Below are 18,516 nucleotides of genomic sequence, written 5' to 3'. Positions count from 1 at the left end.
ACTTTCGCACTTCAATTTTTAAGATTTCTATGGGTAAAATAATAGCTGTTGCTAATCAAAAAGGCGGTGTAGGAAAAACAACTACATCGGTAAACCTTGCCGCATCCCTGGGTGTTTTAGATAAGAAAGTACTTCTAATTGATGCAGATCCTCAGGCAAATGCTACTTCGGGATTAGGGCTTGATGTAGAAAGTATAGAACTAGGTACTTATCAATTATTAGAGCACTCTAGCCCTGCTGAAGATGCTATAATGAAAACAGACTCTCCCAATCTCGACATCATACCGGCCCATATAGATTTGGTCGCTATAGAAATAGAACTGGTAGATATGGAAGAGCGTGAATATATGATGCGCAAGGCCATACGTCATCTTAAAGACAGTTATGATTATGTCATAATCGACTGTGCTCCTTCTCTAGGTTTACTAACACTAAATGCGCTTACCGCTGCAGATTCTGTAATTATACCCATACAGTGTGAATATTTTGCACTAGAAGGTTTAGGAAAACTATTAAACACAATAAAAAGTGTTCAAAAAATACATAACGCAGCTTTAGATATAGAAGGTCTTTTATTGACAATGTTTGATTCTAGACTACGATTATCTAATCAAGTAGTTGAGGAGGTTCAGAAGCATTTTGACGAGATGGTTTTTGATACCATTATACAACGTAATGTGCGGTTAAGTGAAGCACCTAGCTATGGTGAAAGTATAATTAATTATGATGCAGGGAGTAAAGGAGCGGCAAATTACTTAAGTTTAGCCCAAGAGATAATTACAAAAAATGATGCGTAACAATGGCTAAAGCACTAAAAAAACAAGCTTTGGGTCGCGGTCTTTCGGCATTGCTTAAAGACCCTGACAATGATATAAAAACTGCCGGAGATAAGGGTGCAGACAAAGTTGTAGGCAATATTGTAGAATTAGAATTAGAGCAAATAGAAGTTAACCCTTTTCAGCCTAGAAGCAGTTTTAATGAAGATGCTTTAAAAGAATTAGCCTCTTCTATACGCGAGCTAGGTGTTATACAACCTATTACTGTACGTAAAATTAGTTTTGGACAATATCAACTGGTATCGGGTGAGCGTCGTTTTAGAGCTTCAAAATTAGTTGGCTTAGCAACCATCCCCGCATATATACGTATTGCAAACGATCAGGAATCTTTAGAAATGGCTCTTGTTGAAAACATTCAACGAGAAGATTTAGATCCTATTGAGATTGCACTATCCTATCAGCGTTTAATTGAAGAGATTAATCTTACGCAAGAGCAAATGAGCGATCGCGTAGGTAAAAACAGATCTACCATTGCCAATTACCTGCGTTTATTAAAATTAGATCCGATTATTCAAACAGGAATGCGCGACGGGTTTCTCTCTATGGGCCACGGAAGAGCATTAATAAATATTGAAAGTACCTCAGATCAACTTGATATTTACGAGAAGATTATTGAAAATGCACTGTCTGTACGTGCTACTGAAAGTTTAGTAAAAAACTACAAAGAAGGTAAAGGAAAAGCAACACCTGTAAAAACTAGCGTTCCAGAATTTATTAAAGAAGGAAAAGAGCAGTTTGCATCCTATTTTGGCGCTAAAGTAGATGTAAAAGTTGCACAAAAGGGCAATGGAAAACTTATTATTCCGTTTTCATCTCAAGAAGACTTTGAGCGATTAAAAAAACTAATTTCTGGTGCACAATAAATCTGTTTTAATTTTATTTCTATTCCTATATAGCTTTGGCTTTGCTCAGACTGTAGAGGAAGACAATGAACCCGAAATTACAGCTCAGGAAATAGATCCTATATTTGAAGAATACGACCCATTGCGACCTGCCAAAGCAGCTTTCTATTCAGGTATTTTACCGGGTTTGGGTCAGGCATATAATGGTGATTACTGGAAAATACCACTTGTTTATGGTGCTGTAGGTACCGGTGTAGGTATTGCAATTTACAATCACGATCTTTTTCAGCAATACAGAACTGCTTACAAAGATCGCATCGCTGGCCGCATTGATGAGTTTACGGTCATTGATGAAGATGGTAATGCCACACAAATTTTTACCGAAGACCAACTTATAAGTGCTCAGGATTTTTACAGACGAAATAAAGAGCTCTCTATACTTATAACTGCAGGGATTTACGTTCTGCAAATTATTGAAGCAAATGTAGATGCGCATCTCTCTCAATATGAGGTTGAAGATCGTCTAAGCTTTACTCCATTTTTACAGCGCAGTGATTTTGACTTTTCAAATACCGTAGGTATGCGCATAACTTATACTTTTTAAATTATGAAGATTGCCCTTCTTGGTTACGGCCGTATGGGAAAAACCATAGAAAAACTAGCTACTGAACGCGGTCATACTATTGTTGCCAAGATAGACCAAAATGACAGTTATGATTTTAATGCCGCAGATGTTGCTATAGATTTTAGCGTTCCTGACGCTGCAATAGCTAACATAAGTTCTGCAATTAAATCTGGTGTTCCCGTTGTTTCCGGTACTACCGGCTGGTTAGATAATTATTCAGATATGGTTTCGCTTTGCGAAAAACAAAACGGAGCCTTTATCTATGCATCTAATTTTAGTGTAGGGGTTAACATCTTTTTTGAGCTGAATAAAAAATTAGCCAAAATGATGAAAACACTTAAGGATTACAATATAAGTATGACTGAAGTACATCATATACACAAGTTAGACGCACCAAGTGGTACTGCTATCACACTTGCCGAAGGTATTATTGAGGAAACAGATAAAACCGATTGGATACTTGATGCCGAAGAAGAGACTAAAATTACTATTAAAGCCCTTCGTGAAGATGAAGTTCCCGGCACACATACTATTACGTATAAAAGCCAGGTAGACGAGCTGGTGATTGAACATAAAGCACATAACCGCAATGGTTTTGCTTTAGGAGCAATCATTGCTGCAGAATGGTTAAAAGACAAAAAGGGTGTACATACTATGAAAGATGTTTTAAATCTTTCTGAATAAACCTATCTAAGAATTTCTAAAGGAGAAACCTATGACAATGATGCAGTGGTTTATATTTTTTCTAGCCGTTCAGGTAATTCATTTCTTGGGCACCTGGAAACTTTACAAAAAGGCAGGACGCCAGGCCTGGGAGGCAATCGTTCCGGTTTATAACGCGGTAATTTTGATGAAAATAATTGGTCGCCCCTGGTGGTGGACGATTTTACTTTTTATACCCATTGTAAATCTGATAATGTTTCCGGTTATTTGGGTGGAGACAGCACGTAGTTTTGGCAAAAATACGACTACAGATACCGCTCTGGTTATCGTAACCTTAGGGTTCTACCTCTATTATCTTAATTATGTCGCTCCGGTAACTTACAAAACTGAGCGATCATTAGTTCCTAAAAGTGCATCTGGTGAGTGGACGAGTTCTATACTTTTTGCCGTAGTTGCTGCGACCATAGTTCACACCTATGTAATGCAACCCTTTACAATACCTACAGGATCGCTAGAACGCACCCTTCTAATAGGTGACTTTTTGTTTGTTAGCAAATTTCATTATGGTGCTAGAACTCCTATGACTACTGTGAGTTTTCCTATGGTACACGACACGATTCCCGGTCTTGGTATAAAATCATATTTAGATAAACCACAACTCCCCTATTTTAGATTGCCCGGTTTTCAGAATATAAAACGTAATGATATTGTTGTGTTTAGTTGGCCTGTAGATACAGTAAACCGTTTTTATGGCTTAGATGATGGTAAATACTATCAAAAACCGATAGATAAAAAATCAAACTACGTTAAGCGTGCAGTGGGTATTCCCGGCGATAGTCTTAAGGTAGTAGACGGGAAAGTTTATGTAAACAACAAACCTCTTGAACTACCAGATCGTGCCCAACTGCAATACAGTTATCAAGGTCTATCAAAAGGAAGTGGTTTTAACGCTAAAAACCTGTATGATAGTTATAAAATAACAAACCTTCAGTTTTTTAATAGTACACAATTTGCTACACAATCTATAACCGATGAGAATGCAGAACGCTTTAGAAATCATCCTAATGTTGAGTCTTTAGAAAAGATCATCGCTCCTGCAGATCAGAAAGATCCTTCTATATTTCCTAAAGGGACTGCAAGTTTAGGTAACCGTGATCAAATTTCAACGCTTTACATTCCGAAGAAAGGAACATCGACTCCTATAACTACAGAGAACATTCCGCTTTACAAACGTTTAATTGAGGTATATGAAGGTACTGAAATGGGTCATCCTCAGACCATAACCGTTTCTGGAAATCAAGTGCTATTAGATAATAAAACATTAACTCAATACACCTTTAAACAAGATTATTACTGGATGATGGGAGATAACCGTCATAATAGTGAAGACAGCAGGTTCTGGGGTTTTGTACCCGAGAATCACGTGGTAGGTAAGCCGGTATTTATCTGGTTTAGTTGGGATAGCAATGGTAACGGTATTATGGAAAAAATACGTTTTGACCGCCTATTTACTACTGTAGGTGGTAATGGCAAACCGGTATCCTATTTCCTATATTTTATAATCGCTTTGGTCGCTTACTTTGTAATTTCAAAAATTGTAAAGAATAGGAAGCTAAAATCATAATCTTCATCTATTTAGGGGATAAAAGCATCAATCTTTCAGGATCTGATGCTTTTTATTTTTAAAACCGTAAAAGTTCAGATTTTAACACTTTTTCTTCGGTATTGCTTGTTGTGTTTTTTAGCTTGTCACCTATGGAAACAACAGATAGAAATATAGAACGTAAAGTAAAAGATAACAATACTGTAGCTGTACATTATACAGGCAAACTGGCTAATGGTCAGATATTTGACAGCTCTGTAGATAAAGAACCTTTAGAATTTCAAATGGGTCAGGGTCAAATAATTCCAGGTTTTGAAAAGGGATTAATTGATATGACTGTTAATGAGAAGAAAAGTGTAACAATACCCGAAGCTGAAGCTTACGGTGAAGTACGCAAAGACTTATTTCAGGAAGTGCCTAAGGCAGATTTACCACCAGAAATTGATCCTCAGGTAGGTATGGGATTAGTTGCAAAGAACCCTGATGGTACTGAGCGCCAATTGCGTGTTGCAGAAGTACGCAATGAGAGCATTGTAATAGATGCAAATCACCCTCTTGCAGGTCAGGATTTGACATTTGACTTAGAGTTAGTAGAGATTAAGTAATTATTTTATAAATTTTTAAAAAGCCCATAAACCTTGTGTTTATGGGCTTTTATTATTTTAGGGAAGATCTCAAAAATTGTTTTTAACACAATTATAAGACACCAAAAAAAATAAATCGAATTATCGGGGGTTATGTCTGTCTAACTAAATTAATAATTATGAGAATATATAATACCGTTGCTCTTCTGGGAGCTACATTACTTACCGTATCGTGTGTGTCTAAAAAGAAATACACAGAATTACAAGGGCAGTACGATAACACCGTATCAACATTAACTAAGACTCAGGTTGAAAAGGAGGAACTTGAAGCTAAATATAGTGCAATAGAAAATCGTGTTGCAGATTACAACACCAAGATTAATTCACTTAGAGATGAGAATTACAACAAGCTTGATCTTGTAGATAATATCGCTGCTATATCAGAAAGCACAAAAGACAAAATGCGTGCAACTCTTAAGAATGCTAATCAGCAAGAATTATCAGGAGCTAAAACCCTTGAAGATTCTATGAACCTTGCAATCTCTTATAATCTGAAGAAAAACCTTGATATGACGGTTTCTTCAGATGAAGACATACAAGTTGATATTGATGAGACTGTGGTAATGATTAATGTATCTGATAAATTACTTTTTAATAGCGGAAGCTATCGCGTAAGTAATAAGGCAGATAATTTATTAAAGCGTCTTGCCGATGTAATTAACTCTGAACCTGCTATAGAAGTTATGGTTGAAGGTCATACAGATGATCAGACTGTAAAACCGGGTGCATACATTAAAGACAACTGGGAATTAAGTGTAGAACGTTCTACTGCGATTATTAGAGAATTACAAGACAATTATGGTGTAGATCCTAAAAAATTAATTGCCGCAGGTCGTAGTAGCTACCTTCCACTTGTGGATAATGCTTCAAAAGAAGACCGTGCAAAAAACAGACGTACGCGTATTGTAATACTTCCTAACCTGGATAAATTTTTATCACTTGTAGGTAGTAATGATTAATATTTTATAATATACAAGTCAAAACCCACCCTAGCGGTGGGTTTTTTGTTTAAGTAAAACGAATAACTAAAAATAATATAAGGTTGTAAACTTTTGATTCGTTAAATTTAAGATGACCCTTATTATTAATTGAACCCCTAATATGAAATTTAAAGACACCCATTTAATGAAGTACGTAATCGAAGAACATAGTTTTAGCTTCGGTGATTTGTATTTTCTAGAAAACATTATAGTGTCTGAAATTCATGAAGGTGTGCTTTTTGACTGGGAAATGGTAGCTATTATGATTAAATGTAAAGAACATTTTTATGGCAAGACAAATGAAAATCTTTACTTCTTATCTAACCGAACAAATAATTATGCTATCATACCTCAAAACTGGCTAAAGTTTCAAGAAACATATCAGTGTTTTAAGGCGTATATGGTTGTGACCTATAGAAAAACCGCAATCACAAATGTCAAAATTGAGCAATTTTTCTACGATAATTCTATTTTATGCTATGGGAGTCTTATGGAGGCATTTTTATATTTGAATGATAAAGAGCATTTGAGTATGGTTCTTGAAGATAGCGAATTGGTTAAAATTAAAAGTGAGCGTTAGCCTTAGAATGTATTTGTTAAGCAGTTGTACTTAGTTAAGTATATAAAAATAGAGCCTTACTTTCGTAAGGCTCTATTTTTTTAATCGAATACGTTTATCAAATTATAACTCTTGATTTGTAGGACGTATCAATATTTCATTTACACTACTGTGACCCGGTTGAGTTAATGCGTAATAAATAGAATCTGCAATATCTTGCGACTGTAACATAGTCAAGTCTTCATATTGTGACATCATATCTTTAACATCATCATCGGTAATGGTATTTGTCAATTCTGTAGCTACAAAACCAGGTTCGATAGATGTAACTTTTGTATTGTATTTAGGTCCCATTTCTAAACGAATACCTTCACTCAATGCGCGTACTGCATACTTCGTCGCGCAATATACTGCACCCGCTGGCATAATTTTTCTACCTGCAACAGATGAAATATTAATAATATGTCCAGACTTACTTTCTTTCATATCTGGCACAACACTAGCAACGCCATTTAGCACTCCCTTAATATTTACATCAACCATTTTATCCCACTCGTCCACTTTTAAGTTTTCAATGAATGATAAAGGCATTAATCCAGCATTGTTAACTAGAATATCTACCTTACCATATGTATTATGGGTCTCTTCAATAACTCTTTTCCAATCTTCTTTACTGGTTACATCAGCAGTAATAACGTGAGCCTTGCCACCTTCTTTTTCAATAGTCTCTTTTAATTCTTTTAGACGATCTGTACGTCTTGCTGAAAGAACGACATTTGCTCCTGCTTTTGCTAAAGTTTTTGCGGTAGCCTCACCTATTCCACTTGAAGCTCCTGTAACTATTACTATTTTATTTTGTAAACTCATAATTTCAATATTTTAAGTTACAAAGATATTGCGGTAATTGGTAAATCTAATTGAGGTATGTTAGTCCCAAGTGTTAACTAAGGTAAAATACTGTTAAGCGGTGTTAAATTGCTATTGAAGGTTATTTAAAGTAATCTCTTTACGAATACGACTAAGCGATTCTGGCTTAATACCCAGATAACTTGCTATCTCATAATTAGGAACGCGCTGCTCAATATTAGGATACGATTTACAAAAATCAATATATAAATCACTACTCTCCTTTTCTAATGCATTCTGAATACGACCAGTTAAGCTTATAAATGCACGAGTGGTTTTGATTCTAAAAAAACGTTCAAACTTTGGGATACGTTTATACAATTCTTCTAAAGCCACTTTTTTTAAACCTAAAACAATAGAATCTTCAATGCACTCTACTGTCAATTTTGCTGTAGATTCATTAAAAAATGCTTTAAAATCACTAATCCACCAGTCTTCTATAGCAAATTGAACAATAGATCGATCCCCATTTTCAGAAGTATGATATGCTTTAAGACATCCTTTAACAACGTAAAATTCAGTATCAACCCGATTACCCGGAAGAATCAAAGCCTCCTTTTTTCTTAATTTATGTATGCTAAGTATACTTTTAAACTCTTCAAATTCGATATCTGTTAAGGGAATTATTTGTTCAATATGTTTTCTAATAGCAGTATACATATGGAGAAAATTTAATAAGATCGTTTGTTGTTGAATTACTCAACGATATATTTATTATTAAGTAATATTTAAGAGCTACGTAACAAGTTTCAATATAAATTTAAACCTTTTAACAGCTCAATTTATGGATATAGCAATATTAGAAGTTTTTATCATACTTGGTTTAACCATCTTCTTTTTTGTCACAGAATTATTTCCTGTAGATAAGATTGCTATTTTTATAATTGTCTCACTCGTTCTTTTAGGATTAGTTACTCCAGAAGAAGCAATTAGCGGTTTTTCAAACACGGCTACCATAACTGTACTATCGTTAATGATTATTGCCATTGCGCTAGAAGATAATGGCGTAATTGCCTGGTTTGCTCAAGGCTTGCAGCGTCTAAGTATCTTACCGCTGCTCATACTTATACCTACATTTATGTTTATAACTGCAGGTATTTCTGCATTTATAAGCACAACCGCTGTCGTAATTGTATTCATAAAAATAATTTTTCAACTATCAGAGCGCTTTGGTATTCCTGCCGGAAAATTACTTTTACCGGTTTCTTTTGCAGGTATTTTAGGCGGAAGCTGTACACTTATGGGTACTTCTACAAACCTAATTGTAAATTCAATTGCTCAAAACCGTGGTGTTGAGAAACTAGGTTTCTTCGAATTTGCGTGGATGGGTGGAATTTTTCTGATTGCTGGAATTATAATTGTGACAATAGCATCTCGATTTTTACCTAAAAAAGATCCTTCTGAAAGTTTAGAATTGGCTTATGAAATTGACGAACTTATAACCACAATAAATATTAAACCTTCTTCTCCGTTAGTAGGTAAGACAATTAACGATACTTTTTTAAAAGAAGCGAGCGATGTTACCTTACTTAAATTAATTCGCAATGGTGTAACAACAAATGCCCCCGGTAAATATATCACCCTTCAATCTGGTGACGAACTCGTAGTTATGGCAGATATAGATAATCTTGAGCGCATACTCACAGATGGTGGTCATAAAGAGGAGAAAACTACAGAAACGCCAGATAAGCTTATAGATGTACCCAAAGATATAAAGGTAGAAGCTGAAAAAGTAAAGAAAGAACCCATTGCCATTCAGCTTTTAGAGATTCTAATTTTACCGGGGTCGGTGTTTTTAGGCAGTACGCTTAGTGATCTCAAAAGATTTAATTTGCAAGGTATTTTACCCATTGCCATAAAAAAAAGAAAAAATCTTAGAAATACTAAAGAACGTCTCATACGTAAAAATCTTGATCAAATACGTATAAAACCGGGAGATCGTATACTCTTAGAAACCGATAAATCTAGTGTAAATGAACTCAATAACCTTGAGGGTGTTGTAATCTTAAAAACGCACGAACCATTTCAGCCTAAAAATAAAACTAAAAAGTACATTGCAACTGCAGTTTTACTCGCTGTTATAGGCTTAGCTGCAAGTGGAGTCTTAAGCATATTAGCCAGCTCGCTTACTGGCATGGCGCTATTACTCGCTACAAACTGCTTAGAAATGAATAAAATTTACACAAAAGTAGATTGGCAGATATTTTTTCTACTTGCGGGTATGATACCATTAGGAGTAGCTATGACAAATAGCGGTGCAGACGTCTGGCTATCAGATCAATTACTGGTTTTATTTGAAGGTAAAGATAAACTCTTCATTTTGGGAGCCATATTTCTTATTACGATGGTAATGAGTGGTAGCGTTTCTAATAATGCTACGGCAGTTATAATGGCCCCCATCGCAATTTCTGTTGCTGCCGGTTTAGAGTTGCCTGCAAAACCGTTTTTACTTGCTGTGATGTTTGCGGCAAATTTTAGCTTTTTTACACCAGTAGGCTATCAAACCAATACACTTATTTATAATCTAGGTATTTATAGATTTAAACACTTTCTCTTTATAGGAGGGATTTTATCTATTGTACTTTGCGTGTTAGGAACACTTTTACTTTCTACTTTATTTTAATGGGTAGTTTATTAAAAAGCTATCTAATTCAAAACCTATATTTACTTACTAAACTGAAGCAAGATAAAAATAAAAACAAAAGAATTTATCAGAATATCATAGGTGAATAGTTGTACTTAATAAAAACTTTTAGTCTAAATACACTATTTCAGTAGTTTATATTTTAAAACGGTACAGTATCTTCATTTAAAGTGAGATTTGTTTATAGTTTAAATATTTTCAAAATCTTGTTAAACAAATGTAAAGCTTATAGCTTGTAAGAAAATAATACATGTACCTTTGCGGTCTGTATGAAGACCCCGCTACTAAATAGGTTAAATAACAATTTTAAAGAACTAATTTTAAAATTGTCTGAATGGAAATCGGTAAAAAAGGGATTAGTTTTTTCCCGATTCTTATCTATAAAATTTCATTCATTAATGAAGATTAAATGGGTACGTTACCCTGCAATCGCTATTAGTAGTCTATTCCTTTTATTTTCACTTTTTTTCTTTAGTATATATCTGGGTGCCTGGGGTTCACTTCCTTCAAGATATGAGTTAACTCACTTAGAGCAATCATTAGCTACTCAACTAGTTGACCGTAATGGTGAAGAAATAGGTAAGTATTATATATTCGACCGAAGACCAATTGCCTTTAATGAAATTCCGAAGCACCTTAAAGACGCTCTTGTTGCTACTGAAGACGTACGTTTTTATAAGCATGATGGTATAGATAAATTGAGTTTATTCAGAGTTTTTTTTAAAACGCTTTTGATGCAGGACGATTCTGCCGGCGGTGGTAGTACATTAACGCAGCAGCTGGTTAAAAATATTTATGATCGCCGCGAAGGTGGCGCTTTGAGCCTTGTAGTTTCTAAGTTTAAAGAATTTATTTTAGCTCAACGTCTCGAAGACGTGTATAGTAAAAATGAAATTCTAAATCTGTATCTCAATACAGTACCTTTTCCTGATAACACTTTTGGAATAGAAAGCGCTAGTCAGAAATTTTTTAATAAAAGTACCGAAGAATTAACCTTAAGTGAATCTGCAATTCTTGTGGGCACGCTGAAGGCAAATAATAGTTATAACCCAAGGCTCTATCCAGAAAATGCTAAACGTAGAAGAGATGTTGTATTAAAACAAATGTTGCGCTACGATTACTTAAAACCTCAAGATACTATTGGAATGGAGCGTGATACCATTCGTCTTAATTATCAAAAACATTCTGATTTAGGAATAGCACCTTACTTTAGAGAACTTATACGCAAAGAAGCTCGGGAAATTCTTAAGAACTACAAAAAAGAAGATGGCACGCCTTATGATTTGTATCAAGATGGTCTTACTATACATACAACCTTAGATAAAAATCTACAGGTTTATGCAGAAGAAGCTATGAGAGAGCATATGGCTGAACTGCAGACACAATACGAGAAAGCATATGGTAATTATGCTCCTTGGAAAAAAGACGCTATCCTAGAGCCTAATTTAAAGAAATTAGATATTTACAAACGTCTAGAAAAAGCTGGCTTAACAGAAGAGCAAATCAATGATTCTCTAAGTGTCAAGTCAGAACGTACCGTTTTTGACTGGAATTCTGATAAAAAAATTCAGAACATATCCACCCGAGATAGCATTGCGCACTACCTGTCATTATTAAATTGTGGTTTTATTGCACTTGAACCAGAGACCGGCGGTGTATTAGCTTATATAGGAGGTATAGATTTTAATAATTTTAAATACGATCATGTGAGTCAAAGTGAACGTATGGTGGGTTCTACTTTTAAACCTTTTGTTTATACAACTGCATTAGAAAAAGATATTGCTCCCTGTACATATTACAGTGCAGATCAAGAGGTGTATTACTTTAATAACAAGAGTTGGTCTCCTTCAAACTCAGGAGTCTCTGATAGTACAATTGTTTCCTATTCCTTAAAGGGAGCTTTGAGTAATTCTGTGAATACGGTTGCAGTAAAAGTTCTATTAGATGTAGGTATTGATAATGTTATCGCACAGGCAAAAAGAATGGGCATAACTTCAAAATTGCCTCGCGTACCATCATTAGCCCTAGGTACTGCACAAATTAAAATACGTGATCTTGCATCTGCTTACACTTCTTTTTTAAATAAAGGTAAGCCTATGAAAACGTATTATATCACTAAAATCACAGATAAAGCTGGTAAGACCATTGCTGACTTTGAACCGGTTACGCCAGAAAAACCTGTGATGCGTAATTTTACCAGAGAAGCAATGGTACAAATGATGCGTGGTACTGTAAGTGAAGGGACTGCTTCCCGACTAAGGTATAAGTATAAGTTGAAAAATGACATTGCAGGTAAGACGGGTACAACACAAGATAATAAAGATGGGTGGTTTGTAGGTCTTACACCATATATGGTAGCGGTAACCTGGGTTGGTAATGATGATTACAGAATAGGTTTTAGCAGTACCGGTATAGGTGCTGGCGCTAATTCGGCATTACCTATTTATGCAAAGTTTATGCAGCGTATGAACGCAGACACAACCTATACAAAGTTTACTAAACTACGCTTTGCTGCTCCGTCAGGTTCTGTTTCTGAAGCATTAAGCTGTGCTCCCATTGTAAGGGATAGTACATCTCAGGTTCAATCTTTTCTTTCCAATATTTTTGGAGGCGGAAAAGAAGAAATAAACTCTAAAAAGCAGGTTTATCTCGACGATAATGGTACTGTAATAAGAATAGAAAATGAGTCTACAGATTCTGATGAAAATTTAGAATTTACAGAAGATAGCGAAAATCAAGAATCAGAAAAGGATGACACTAAAAAAGGATTCTTTTCGTTTTTAAAGAGAAAAAACAAGAATGAGGACAATTAGGATGATTCTCATTGTAGGTGATACGTTTTAAATCAGCTTTTAATGCTAATTACATCACAAAATTGCATTATAATTTTGATTTAACGATAATCCATGTTATACTACATCCTATTTACATTTAAAAACTAAATTTTTCATATGAGACAACTCAAAATCACCAAGCAGGTAACCAATCGGGAATCAAAATCTTTAAATACCTATTTACAAGATGTAAGTAAGCTCGATATGATTACAGCTGATGAGGAGGTCGAGTTGGCACAACGCATTCGGGAAGGCGATCAGATAGCTTTAGAACGATTGACGAAGGCTAATTTGCGTTTTGTGGTATCTGTTGCAAAACAGTACCAAAACCAAGGTTTAAAATTACCAGATTTAATCAATGAAGGTAACGTAGGACTTGTAAAGGCAGCTAAACGATTTGATGAAACCCGGGGATTTAAATTTATCTCCTACGCGGTTTGGTGGATTCGCCAATCTATTTTACAAGCTATTTCAGAGCATTCAAGGACAGTACGTTTACCTCTTAACAAAATTGGTACGATTAGTAAGATTAACAAAGCGTTTTCTTACTTAGAACAAAGTTTAGAGCGCCCACCATCTGCAGATGAGATTGCAAAAGAACTTGATATGACTGTAGCTAAAGTAAAATTAGCTATGAAAAACTCAGGTCGTAATCTTTCAATGGATGCTCCTTTTAAGGAAGGGGAAAACGATTCTAACCTTTATGATGTATTAAAATCTGGTGAATCACCAAATCCTGATGCAGACTTAATGCAAGAATCATTAGGTACAGAAATAGAACGTGCTTTAGAAACACTTTCTCCTCGTGAGTCTGATGTTATTAAATTAAACTACGGTCTAGGTGGTGAGCAGCCACATACCCTGCAGGAAATTGGAGAAATGTTTGATTTGAGCCGTGAGCGCGTACGTCAGATTCGTGAAAAAGGAATCAGAAGATTACGTCATACCTCAAGAAGTAAAGTGCTTAAGACCTACTTAGGATAAGCAGTAGCTTACTACTGAAATAAAAAAAGGGCTTCGATATAATCGAAGCCCTTTTTTGTTGAATTTACTTGGGTTACCTTACTATTATTCAATACTTAAATTGAAAGTCTGTTCAACGTCAGTTTCTCCTGCCGCATTAGTAATATCTCCATTTACCACACCAGCCGCATCTTTTGCCGGTTCATGAATTAACGTAATAGTTAAGCCTCCAGAAGATACCGCATTTGCTTGTAAAGAAAATTCAAGTCCCACAGGATTAGCACTACTGTTAGATAAATAATCATTTTCAGAATCAGAATATGTAACAGTCGCATCAAGACCACCAGTTAAGCGGTAGAAAAATTGATGCTCATCTGCTTCCTCTTCAATTTCTTCATTAATTAACTCAGCCGGTGAGACCGTCTCGTTTTGCAAAATAAGTGAGCCACTATAACGCATTCCCGCCTGTAGAGGTCCTGAAATTGTAATTACTGGAGGATTAGGACCATCACCATCAAGATCTCTCGATGTTAGTATCACGGTTGCACCAGTTTGCGGTACTAGTGTTACACTAAGTGTTGTAATCACTTCCTCTTCATTTATAATAGCCGGCACGGCGTCATCATCAGATGAGCACGAGTTTAAATTGATTAATGCGACTAAAGCTAAAATTGTATATTTAATAGTTTTCATAAAAAATTTGTGTAAAATTAATAGTTGAGTTTTAATTGTATTCTAAAATTTCTACCTAAATCATCAGCAAAATAGCGTTGACGGTTTAGGTAATCTCTGTATGCGGTATTTAAAATATTATCTACGTAAAAACCTAAAGTTAATTGAGATTGTTTAAACACATTTAAATCTACAGAAGATGCAAAATGAAATAAACTATACCCAGCAGGAGGTTTACTTACTGTGACGCTTTCGGTTATTTCCTGTCCCGCGTCATTGATAAAGGTTACATCAAAATCATTATCTGGAAAGCGAGTTTGCTCAAAAACACCTTGATTTCGTATAGATAGATTTAAATTATTCCATTCTATCTTAGTAAAAGAAATTGTGGTATTTAAATTAGGTGCCGGCATATCTATCAATGGGCGATCTCTCTGTAAGTCTTGACCATTTACATAGGCAAACGCAGAGGTTAGATTTAAATTTGCATTTATCGCATAGGCAGCTTGAACGTCTACACCATAAAGACGCGCGTCTACCTGTGCATATTGATAAACAGGAAAAGCACCCCTATTTGTAAACTGAAGTCCGTTAGGCTCTAGAATTATAAAATCATTAATACGATTGTAAAACGGATTTATTCCGAAGGAAAAATTACCTGTTTGACCATTAAGTTCTAAACTCGCTTTATACGACTGCTCTTTCTCTAACCTTAGATCTCCCAATTCGATAATTGCTGCAGAATGATGTAACCCATCACTGAATAATTCTGCAGGATTAGGCGCTCTGGACGCTGTACTTAAATTTAGTTTTAAATCCCAATTTGTCGCAATATTATAGCGGGCTCCTACAGTACCTGAAAAATTATTATAATCAAATACGGGATTAACAAGCAATTGATTATCTAATCGCTCAACAACAAGATTTCCATAATCTGCTTCATAACCGCGCTCCTCCCAGCGACTATTTTGATAGTATTTCTGAGCATCTACATTACTGTAATCATAACGCACACCACCATCTACACGAAGCTGATCTGTAACATCAAAATCTGCAGTAGCATATGCACCAAAAGTGTACATCTCATAATCTGGAATCAACCTACGTATTCCGGTATTAGGATTAGGGAAGTTCTCTTGATAAGAACCTTCTACCCCTAGATTAGCTTTAAAACTGCTTATGGCATCATACAGAAAATTTGTTGCTAGCGTATGTGTAGTTAACTGTAAATCTAATGAAGGCTTATCCCTATCATCTCCCCGTCTAATATCAAATTCTTTTCTATTGTTCTGCTGAAATGAATAATCTAAACTTAATTTCCCTGCATTTTCAAATCGCTTAAAGAAACTAAGTTTAGCCAGATGATGCTGTACATCTTGCTTAGGAGCATTAATTCCGTATGTAAAATCTGAAATTAAATTAGGAACACCACTATTTATAGCCCGCACTAAGTCGCTAACATTTCCTATATGGCTGGCACGTAAAATACCTACTTCAGAATTATAAAAACTATAGTAAGCATCAAAACCGTAAGTAAACTTATTGAGCCCAAAACCTACCGAAAAATCATGCTCTTGCAAACCGGTATTAGATAAAACATAATCAGGACTTTCTAAATCTCCCGCAAATTTTGTAGTCCCCTGACCCAGTACATAAAAACCGGATTTAAAAGCTTTTAATAAACTGGTGGTCAAACCTAAACTACGACCATTTGTTGCGCCATTAAGAATTGTTTTTCCAAAAATAGTATCTTTTACAGGAGCTCTGGGAGCATCGGTAACTATTACACCTCCTACAGCATCACCGCCGTAACGCAACGCACCAGCACCTTTAACTACTGTGATCGAAGAAGCTGTATTTACATCTAGATTAGGTGCATGTTCTACGCCCCACTCCTGATCTTCCATACGAATACCGTTATTTATAATAAGCACACGACTACTATGCAAACCTTGTATAACAGGTTTTACAACAGTACTGCCTGTATTAAGAGACGATACCCCAGGTATTTCACGTAGTGCGTCTCCTAAGCTAGCATTACTGTAATTCTCGAGTGTTTCGCTTTGTAATACAGACTGTGTTGCAGATGCAGAACCTTTAATTATATTCTCGCCTCTTACCGTAACAGCATTGAGCTCTTCAGTGTGATGCTCTAATTTAAAGTCGCGTTCTAAATCACCTGAAAGTTTAATAGTGAATTCTGCTACATCGCATTCAGGATGCGTGATGGTAACGGTATATGTGCCTGCACATAACCCATTTAATTTATAATTACCCTCAAAACCAGAAACTGCATAAATATCAAACCCATTTACACTTAGGGTGGCATTAATTAAAACATTACCGTCGTGAAAATCACGTACGGCCCCGCTAATGCTATAGTTACATTTTTGAGCTTGCAGATTTAATGTACAAATCAGCAATAGCCCAAAATAAAATAATTTCATATTTTAGAATTGGATAACCCCGTTTAAAGGATTGTTATCAGTTTAAGTTAACTACCGTAAGCAATTGCATACGGAGCTTTATTTAATTGTAAATCTTATTTTCAATAAACTGAATACAAAGAGATCTACTAAAAATTAAATAAATAGTAAGAATTTAGATCGTAAACTTTGAAGTCTAATCTAATTCATAAAACGGAGTAAGAAACTCCTTAAAACCCTTAAGAGTTTAAACTGATAAAATGGGAGGTGCTTTGTTGAGTGATTTTCCGAAAGGAAATCGAGTGACTTTTATAAATTCATTATAAAGTATGGAAACTTTATATTCTATTATCGGCTCTTGAACACTAAATTCAAATACAACCGGAATATCTAAATCTAGACCGTTTTTAGAATGCTGAGTTAGTAAACAAAGTTCACAGTGACTGCCTTTTGCTGAATCACTTGTATGAGAATACTTATGAAGATCAAGTATCTTGAATGAAAAGAACGCCAGAACCAGCAATAAGCTGATACCCGATTTTATTATGTTACTTTTCTTAATCACGCTTCAAATTTAGTTATAAATACACGGGAAAAATTGTTAAAGAAATTAAAAATTATGGAATAAACTAATAATTAACTGGCCCTTAGTAGCTGTATTAGTTACCTCCCGCATATAAGCAAGCTCTAAGCGTAAAGGCTTGCTAATCTCATATCCTAAACCACCAAACAACCAAGTTCTATCATACAAGTTTACAGTGTTACCAGAACCGGTTTGTTTTTGACCATTAATAAAAACCTCTCCGGCAACCCATAGGTAAAGTGTATTAGGTAAAATTTCTTTACTATTTAATGGTGCTTTTATATTTAAGGCATAACGGTAACGCGTTCTAAAATCTTGATTTTCGACAAAGCGCTCTTCTAACCGTAACCGATGATTAAACGAAATACGATTACCTATCATCTGGCTCCATAAAAGATCTTGATACAATCTATTTTCAATACTTTGTGAATTATCTTCTCCTGGTGTTCCAGAATTAAAATATGAATAACCCGCAACAAGTTTTAGAGGCGTTTGTTTAATTTTATAAGTAAGTCCTGCTCTTAAAATGAGCTGCTGAAAGTCGCTGGTAACTTTATAATTTCTGTGTTGCACATCTCCCATCACCCCAAAATCACTATCACCAAAACCAGTACTAAAAAAATAACTGTACCAAGCTCCCAGTTCACTATTGCCTACCTGAGCAGACACTGAAGTAGTGTTTAATAAGGAAAGAAGTAAGATCGCGACTGCGACAAGTTTATATTTAAACATAAAA

16 protein-coding genes are annotated in these 18,516 nt (G+C 35.3%); 11 read left to right on the top strand and 5 right to left on the bottom strand.

Annotation, left to right across the window (positions count from 1 at the left end):
* The first annotated feature begins 29 nt into the window (after window positions 1-29).
* From ACIGAM_RS11965 to ACIGAM_RS11930, 8 genes are all read left to right on the top strand, one after another.
* Window positions 30-797 carry a ParA family protein gene (locus ACIGAM_RS11965; protein WP_396511675.1) on the top strand — a complete coding sequence of 256 codons (768 nt, stop codon included), beginning with the start codon at window positions 30-32 and terminating at the stop codon, window positions 795-797.
* 2 nt (window positions 798-799) lie between these two features.
* Complete coding sequence (locus ACIGAM_RS11960; protein WP_396511674.1) at window positions 800-1,699, top strand: ParB/RepB/Spo0J family partition protein; 900 nt, start codon at window positions 800-802, stop codon at window positions 1,697-1,699.
* Entirely contained in the window at window positions 1,689-2,282 is a 594-nt protein-coding gene (locus ACIGAM_RS11955; RefSeq protein ID WP_396511673.1) for a DUF5683 domain-containing protein, read from the top strand. Before ACIGAM_RS11960 ends, ACIGAM_RS11955 begins: the two co-directional genes overlap by 11 nt.
* A 3-nt stretch (window positions 2,283-2,285) precedes the next feature.
* Window positions 2,286-2,987, top strand: a complete 702-nt coding sequence (gene dapB / locus ACIGAM_RS11950; RefSeq protein ID WP_396511672.1) for a 4-hydroxy-tetrahydrodipicolinate reductase — start codon at window positions 2,286-2,288, stop codon at window positions 2,985-2,987.
* Window positions 2,988-3,018: 31 nt separating this feature from the next.
* Complete coding sequence (gene lepB / locus ACIGAM_RS11945) at window positions 3,019-4,590, top strand: signal peptidase I (RefSeq protein WP_396511671.1); 1,572 nt, start codon at window positions 3,019-3,021, stop codon at window positions 4,588-4,590.
* A gap of 131 nt (window positions 4,591-4,721) precedes the next feature.
* Complete coding sequence (locus tag ACIGAM_RS11940; RefSeq protein WP_396511670.1) at window positions 4,722-5,174, top strand: peptidylprolyl isomerase; 453 nt, start codon at window positions 4,722-4,724, stop codon at window positions 5,172-5,174.
* A 158-nt stretch (window positions 5,175-5,332) separates the two neighbouring features.
* Window positions 5,333-6,172 carry a flagellar motor protein MotB gene (locus tag ACIGAM_RS11935; protein WP_396511669.1) on the top strand — a complete coding sequence of 280 codons (840 nt, stop codon included), beginning with the start codon at window positions 5,333-5,335 and terminating at the stop codon, window positions 6,170-6,172.
* Between the two features lie 142 nt (window positions 6,173-6,314).
* Window positions 6,315-6,773: a hypothetical protein gene (locus ACIGAM_RS11930; protein WP_396511668.1), complete on the top strand. Its 459-nt coding sequence runs from the start codon at window positions 6,315-6,317 to the stop codon at window positions 6,771-6,773.
* A gap of 102 nt (window positions 6,774-6,875) precedes the next feature.
* On the opposite strand, the gene ACIGAM_RS11925 is transcribed toward ACIGAM_RS11930, so the two are convergent.
* Entirely contained in the window at window positions 6,876-7,619 is a 744-nt protein-coding gene (locus ACIGAM_RS11925) for an SDR family oxidoreductase (RefSeq protein WP_396511667.1), read from the bottom strand.
* A gap of 111 nt (window positions 7,620-7,730) precedes the next feature.
* Window positions 7,731-8,318 (bottom strand): Crp/Fnr family transcriptional regulator, encoded by a 588-nt coding sequence (locus tag ACIGAM_RS11920; protein ID WP_396511666.1) that lies wholly within the window; start codon window positions 8,316-8,318, stop codon window positions 7,731-7,733.
* Window positions 8,319-8,442: 124 nt separating this feature from the next.
* Between ACIGAM_RS11920 and ACIGAM_RS11915 the strand changes: the two genes are divergently transcribed.
* The 3 genes from ACIGAM_RS11915 (at window position 8,443) to ACIGAM_RS11905 (ending at window position 14,120) form a co-directional block, all read left to right on the top strand.
* Window positions 8,443-10,281 carry an SLC13 family permease gene (locus ACIGAM_RS11915; RefSeq protein ID WP_396511665.1) on the top strand — a complete coding sequence of 613 codons (1,839 nt, stop codon included), beginning with the start codon at window positions 8,443-8,445 and terminating at the stop codon, window positions 10,279-10,281.
* A gap of 419 nt (window positions 10,282-10,700) precedes the next feature.
* Window positions 10,701-13,115, top strand: coding sequence for a transglycosylase domain-containing protein (locus ACIGAM_RS11910; protein WP_396511664.1), 2,415 nt, complete (start codon window positions 10,701-10,703; stop codon window positions 13,113-13,115).
* Window positions 13,116-13,253: 138 nt separating this feature from the next.
* Window positions 13,254-14,120 carry an RNA polymerase sigma factor RpoD/SigA gene (locus ACIGAM_RS11905; protein ID WP_028375116.1) on the top strand — a complete coding sequence of 289 codons (867 nt, stop codon included), beginning with the start codon at window positions 13,254-13,256 and terminating at the stop codon, window positions 14,118-14,120.
* An 84-nt stretch (window positions 14,121-14,204) separates the two neighbouring features.
* On the opposite strand, the gene ACIGAM_RS11900 is transcribed toward ACIGAM_RS11905, so the two are convergent.
* The 3 genes from ACIGAM_RS11900 to ACIGAM_RS11890 form a co-directional block, all read right to left on the bottom strand.
* Window positions 14,205-14,792, bottom strand: coding sequence for a type 1 periplasmic binding fold superfamily protein (locus ACIGAM_RS11900; protein WP_396511663.1), 588 nt, complete (start codon window positions 14,790-14,792; stop codon window positions 14,205-14,207).
* A gap of 17 nt (window positions 14,793-14,809) precedes the next feature.
* Window positions 14,810-17,218: a TonB-dependent receptor domain-containing protein gene (locus ACIGAM_RS11895; RefSeq protein ID WP_396511662.1), complete on the bottom strand. Its 2,409-nt coding sequence runs from the start codon at window positions 17,216-17,218 to the stop codon at window positions 14,810-14,812.
* A 589-nt stretch (window positions 17,219-17,807) separates the two neighbouring features.
* Complete coding sequence (locus tag ACIGAM_RS11890; RefSeq protein WP_396511661.1) at window positions 17,808-18,512, bottom strand: DUF2490 domain-containing protein; 705 nt, start codon at window positions 18,510-18,512, stop codon at window positions 17,808-17,810.
* Window positions 18,513-18,516: the final 4 nt, after the last annotated feature.

It is taken from the genome of Leeuwenhoekiella sp. NPDC079379 (assembly GCF_044542075.1).
Taxonomy (GTDB): Bacteria; Bacteroidota; Bacteroidia; order Flavobacteriales; family Flavobacteriaceae; genus Leeuwenhoekiella.
The sequence above is the reverse complement of the archived record's forward strand: the minus strand, read 5'-3'. Positions and strand labels throughout refer to the sequence as shown.

What these genes read in the sequence shown, in the direction of transcription:
- ACIGAM_RS11965 (WP_396511675.1), top strand. Translation starts at nt 30, where the DNA reads ATGGGTAAAATAATAGCTGTTGCTAATCAAAAAGGCGGTGTAGGAAAA.
- ACIGAM_RS11960 (WP_396511674.1), top strand. Translation starts at nt 800, where the DNA reads ATGGCTAAAGCACTAAAAAAACAAGCTTTGGGTCGCGGTCTTTCGGCA.
- dapB (WP_396511672.1), top strand. Translation starts at nt 2,286, where the DNA reads ATGAAGATTGCCCTTCTTGGTTACGGCCGTATGGGAAAAACCATAGAA.
- lepB (WP_396511671.1), top strand. Translation starts at nt 3,019, where the DNA reads ATGACAATGATGCAGTGGTTTATATTTTTTCTAGCCGTTCAGGTAATT.
- ACIGAM_RS11940 (WP_396511670.1), top strand. Translation starts at nt 4,722, where the DNA reads ATGGAAACAACAGATAGAAATATAGAACGTAAAGTAAAAGATAACAAT.
- ACIGAM_RS11935 (WP_396511669.1), top strand. Translation starts at nt 5,333, where the DNA reads ATGAGAATATATAATACCGTTGCTCTTCTGGGAGCTACATTACTTACC.
- ACIGAM_RS11930 (WP_396511668.1), top strand. Translation starts at nt 6,315, where the DNA reads ATGAAATTTAAAGACACCCATTTAATGAAGTACGTAATCGAAGAACAT.
- ACIGAM_RS11925 (WP_396511667.1), bottom strand. Translation starts at nt 7,619, where the DNA reads ATGAGTTTACAAAATAAAATAGTAATAGTTACAGGAGCTTCAAGTGGA.
- ACIGAM_RS11920 (WP_396511666.1), bottom strand. Translation starts at nt 8,318, where the DNA reads ATGTATACTGCTATTAGAAAACATATTGAACAAATAATTCCCTTAACA.
- ACIGAM_RS11915 (WP_396511665.1), top strand. Translation starts at nt 8,443, where the DNA reads ATGGATATAGCAATATTAGAAGTTTTTATCATACTTGGTTTAACCATC.
- ACIGAM_RS11910 (WP_396511664.1), top strand. Translation starts at nt 10,701, where the DNA reads ATGAAGATTAAATGGGTACGTTACCCTGCAATCGCTATTAGTAGTCTA.
- ACIGAM_RS11905 (WP_028375116.1), top strand. Translation starts at nt 13,254, where the DNA reads ATGAGACAACTCAAAATCACCAAGCAGGTAACCAATCGGGAATCAAAA.
- ACIGAM_RS11900 (WP_396511663.1), bottom strand. Translation starts at nt 14,792, where the DNA reads ATGAAAACTATTAAATATACAATTTTAGCTTTAGTCGCATTAATCAAT.
- ACIGAM_RS11895 (WP_396511662.1), bottom strand. Translation starts at nt 17,218, where the DNA reads ATGAAATTATTTTATTTTGGGCTATTGCTGATTTGTACATTAAATCTG.
- ACIGAM_RS11890 (WP_396511661.1), bottom strand. Translation starts at nt 18,512, where the DNA reads ATGTTTAAATATAAACTTGTCGCAGTCGCGATCTTACTTCTTTCCTTA.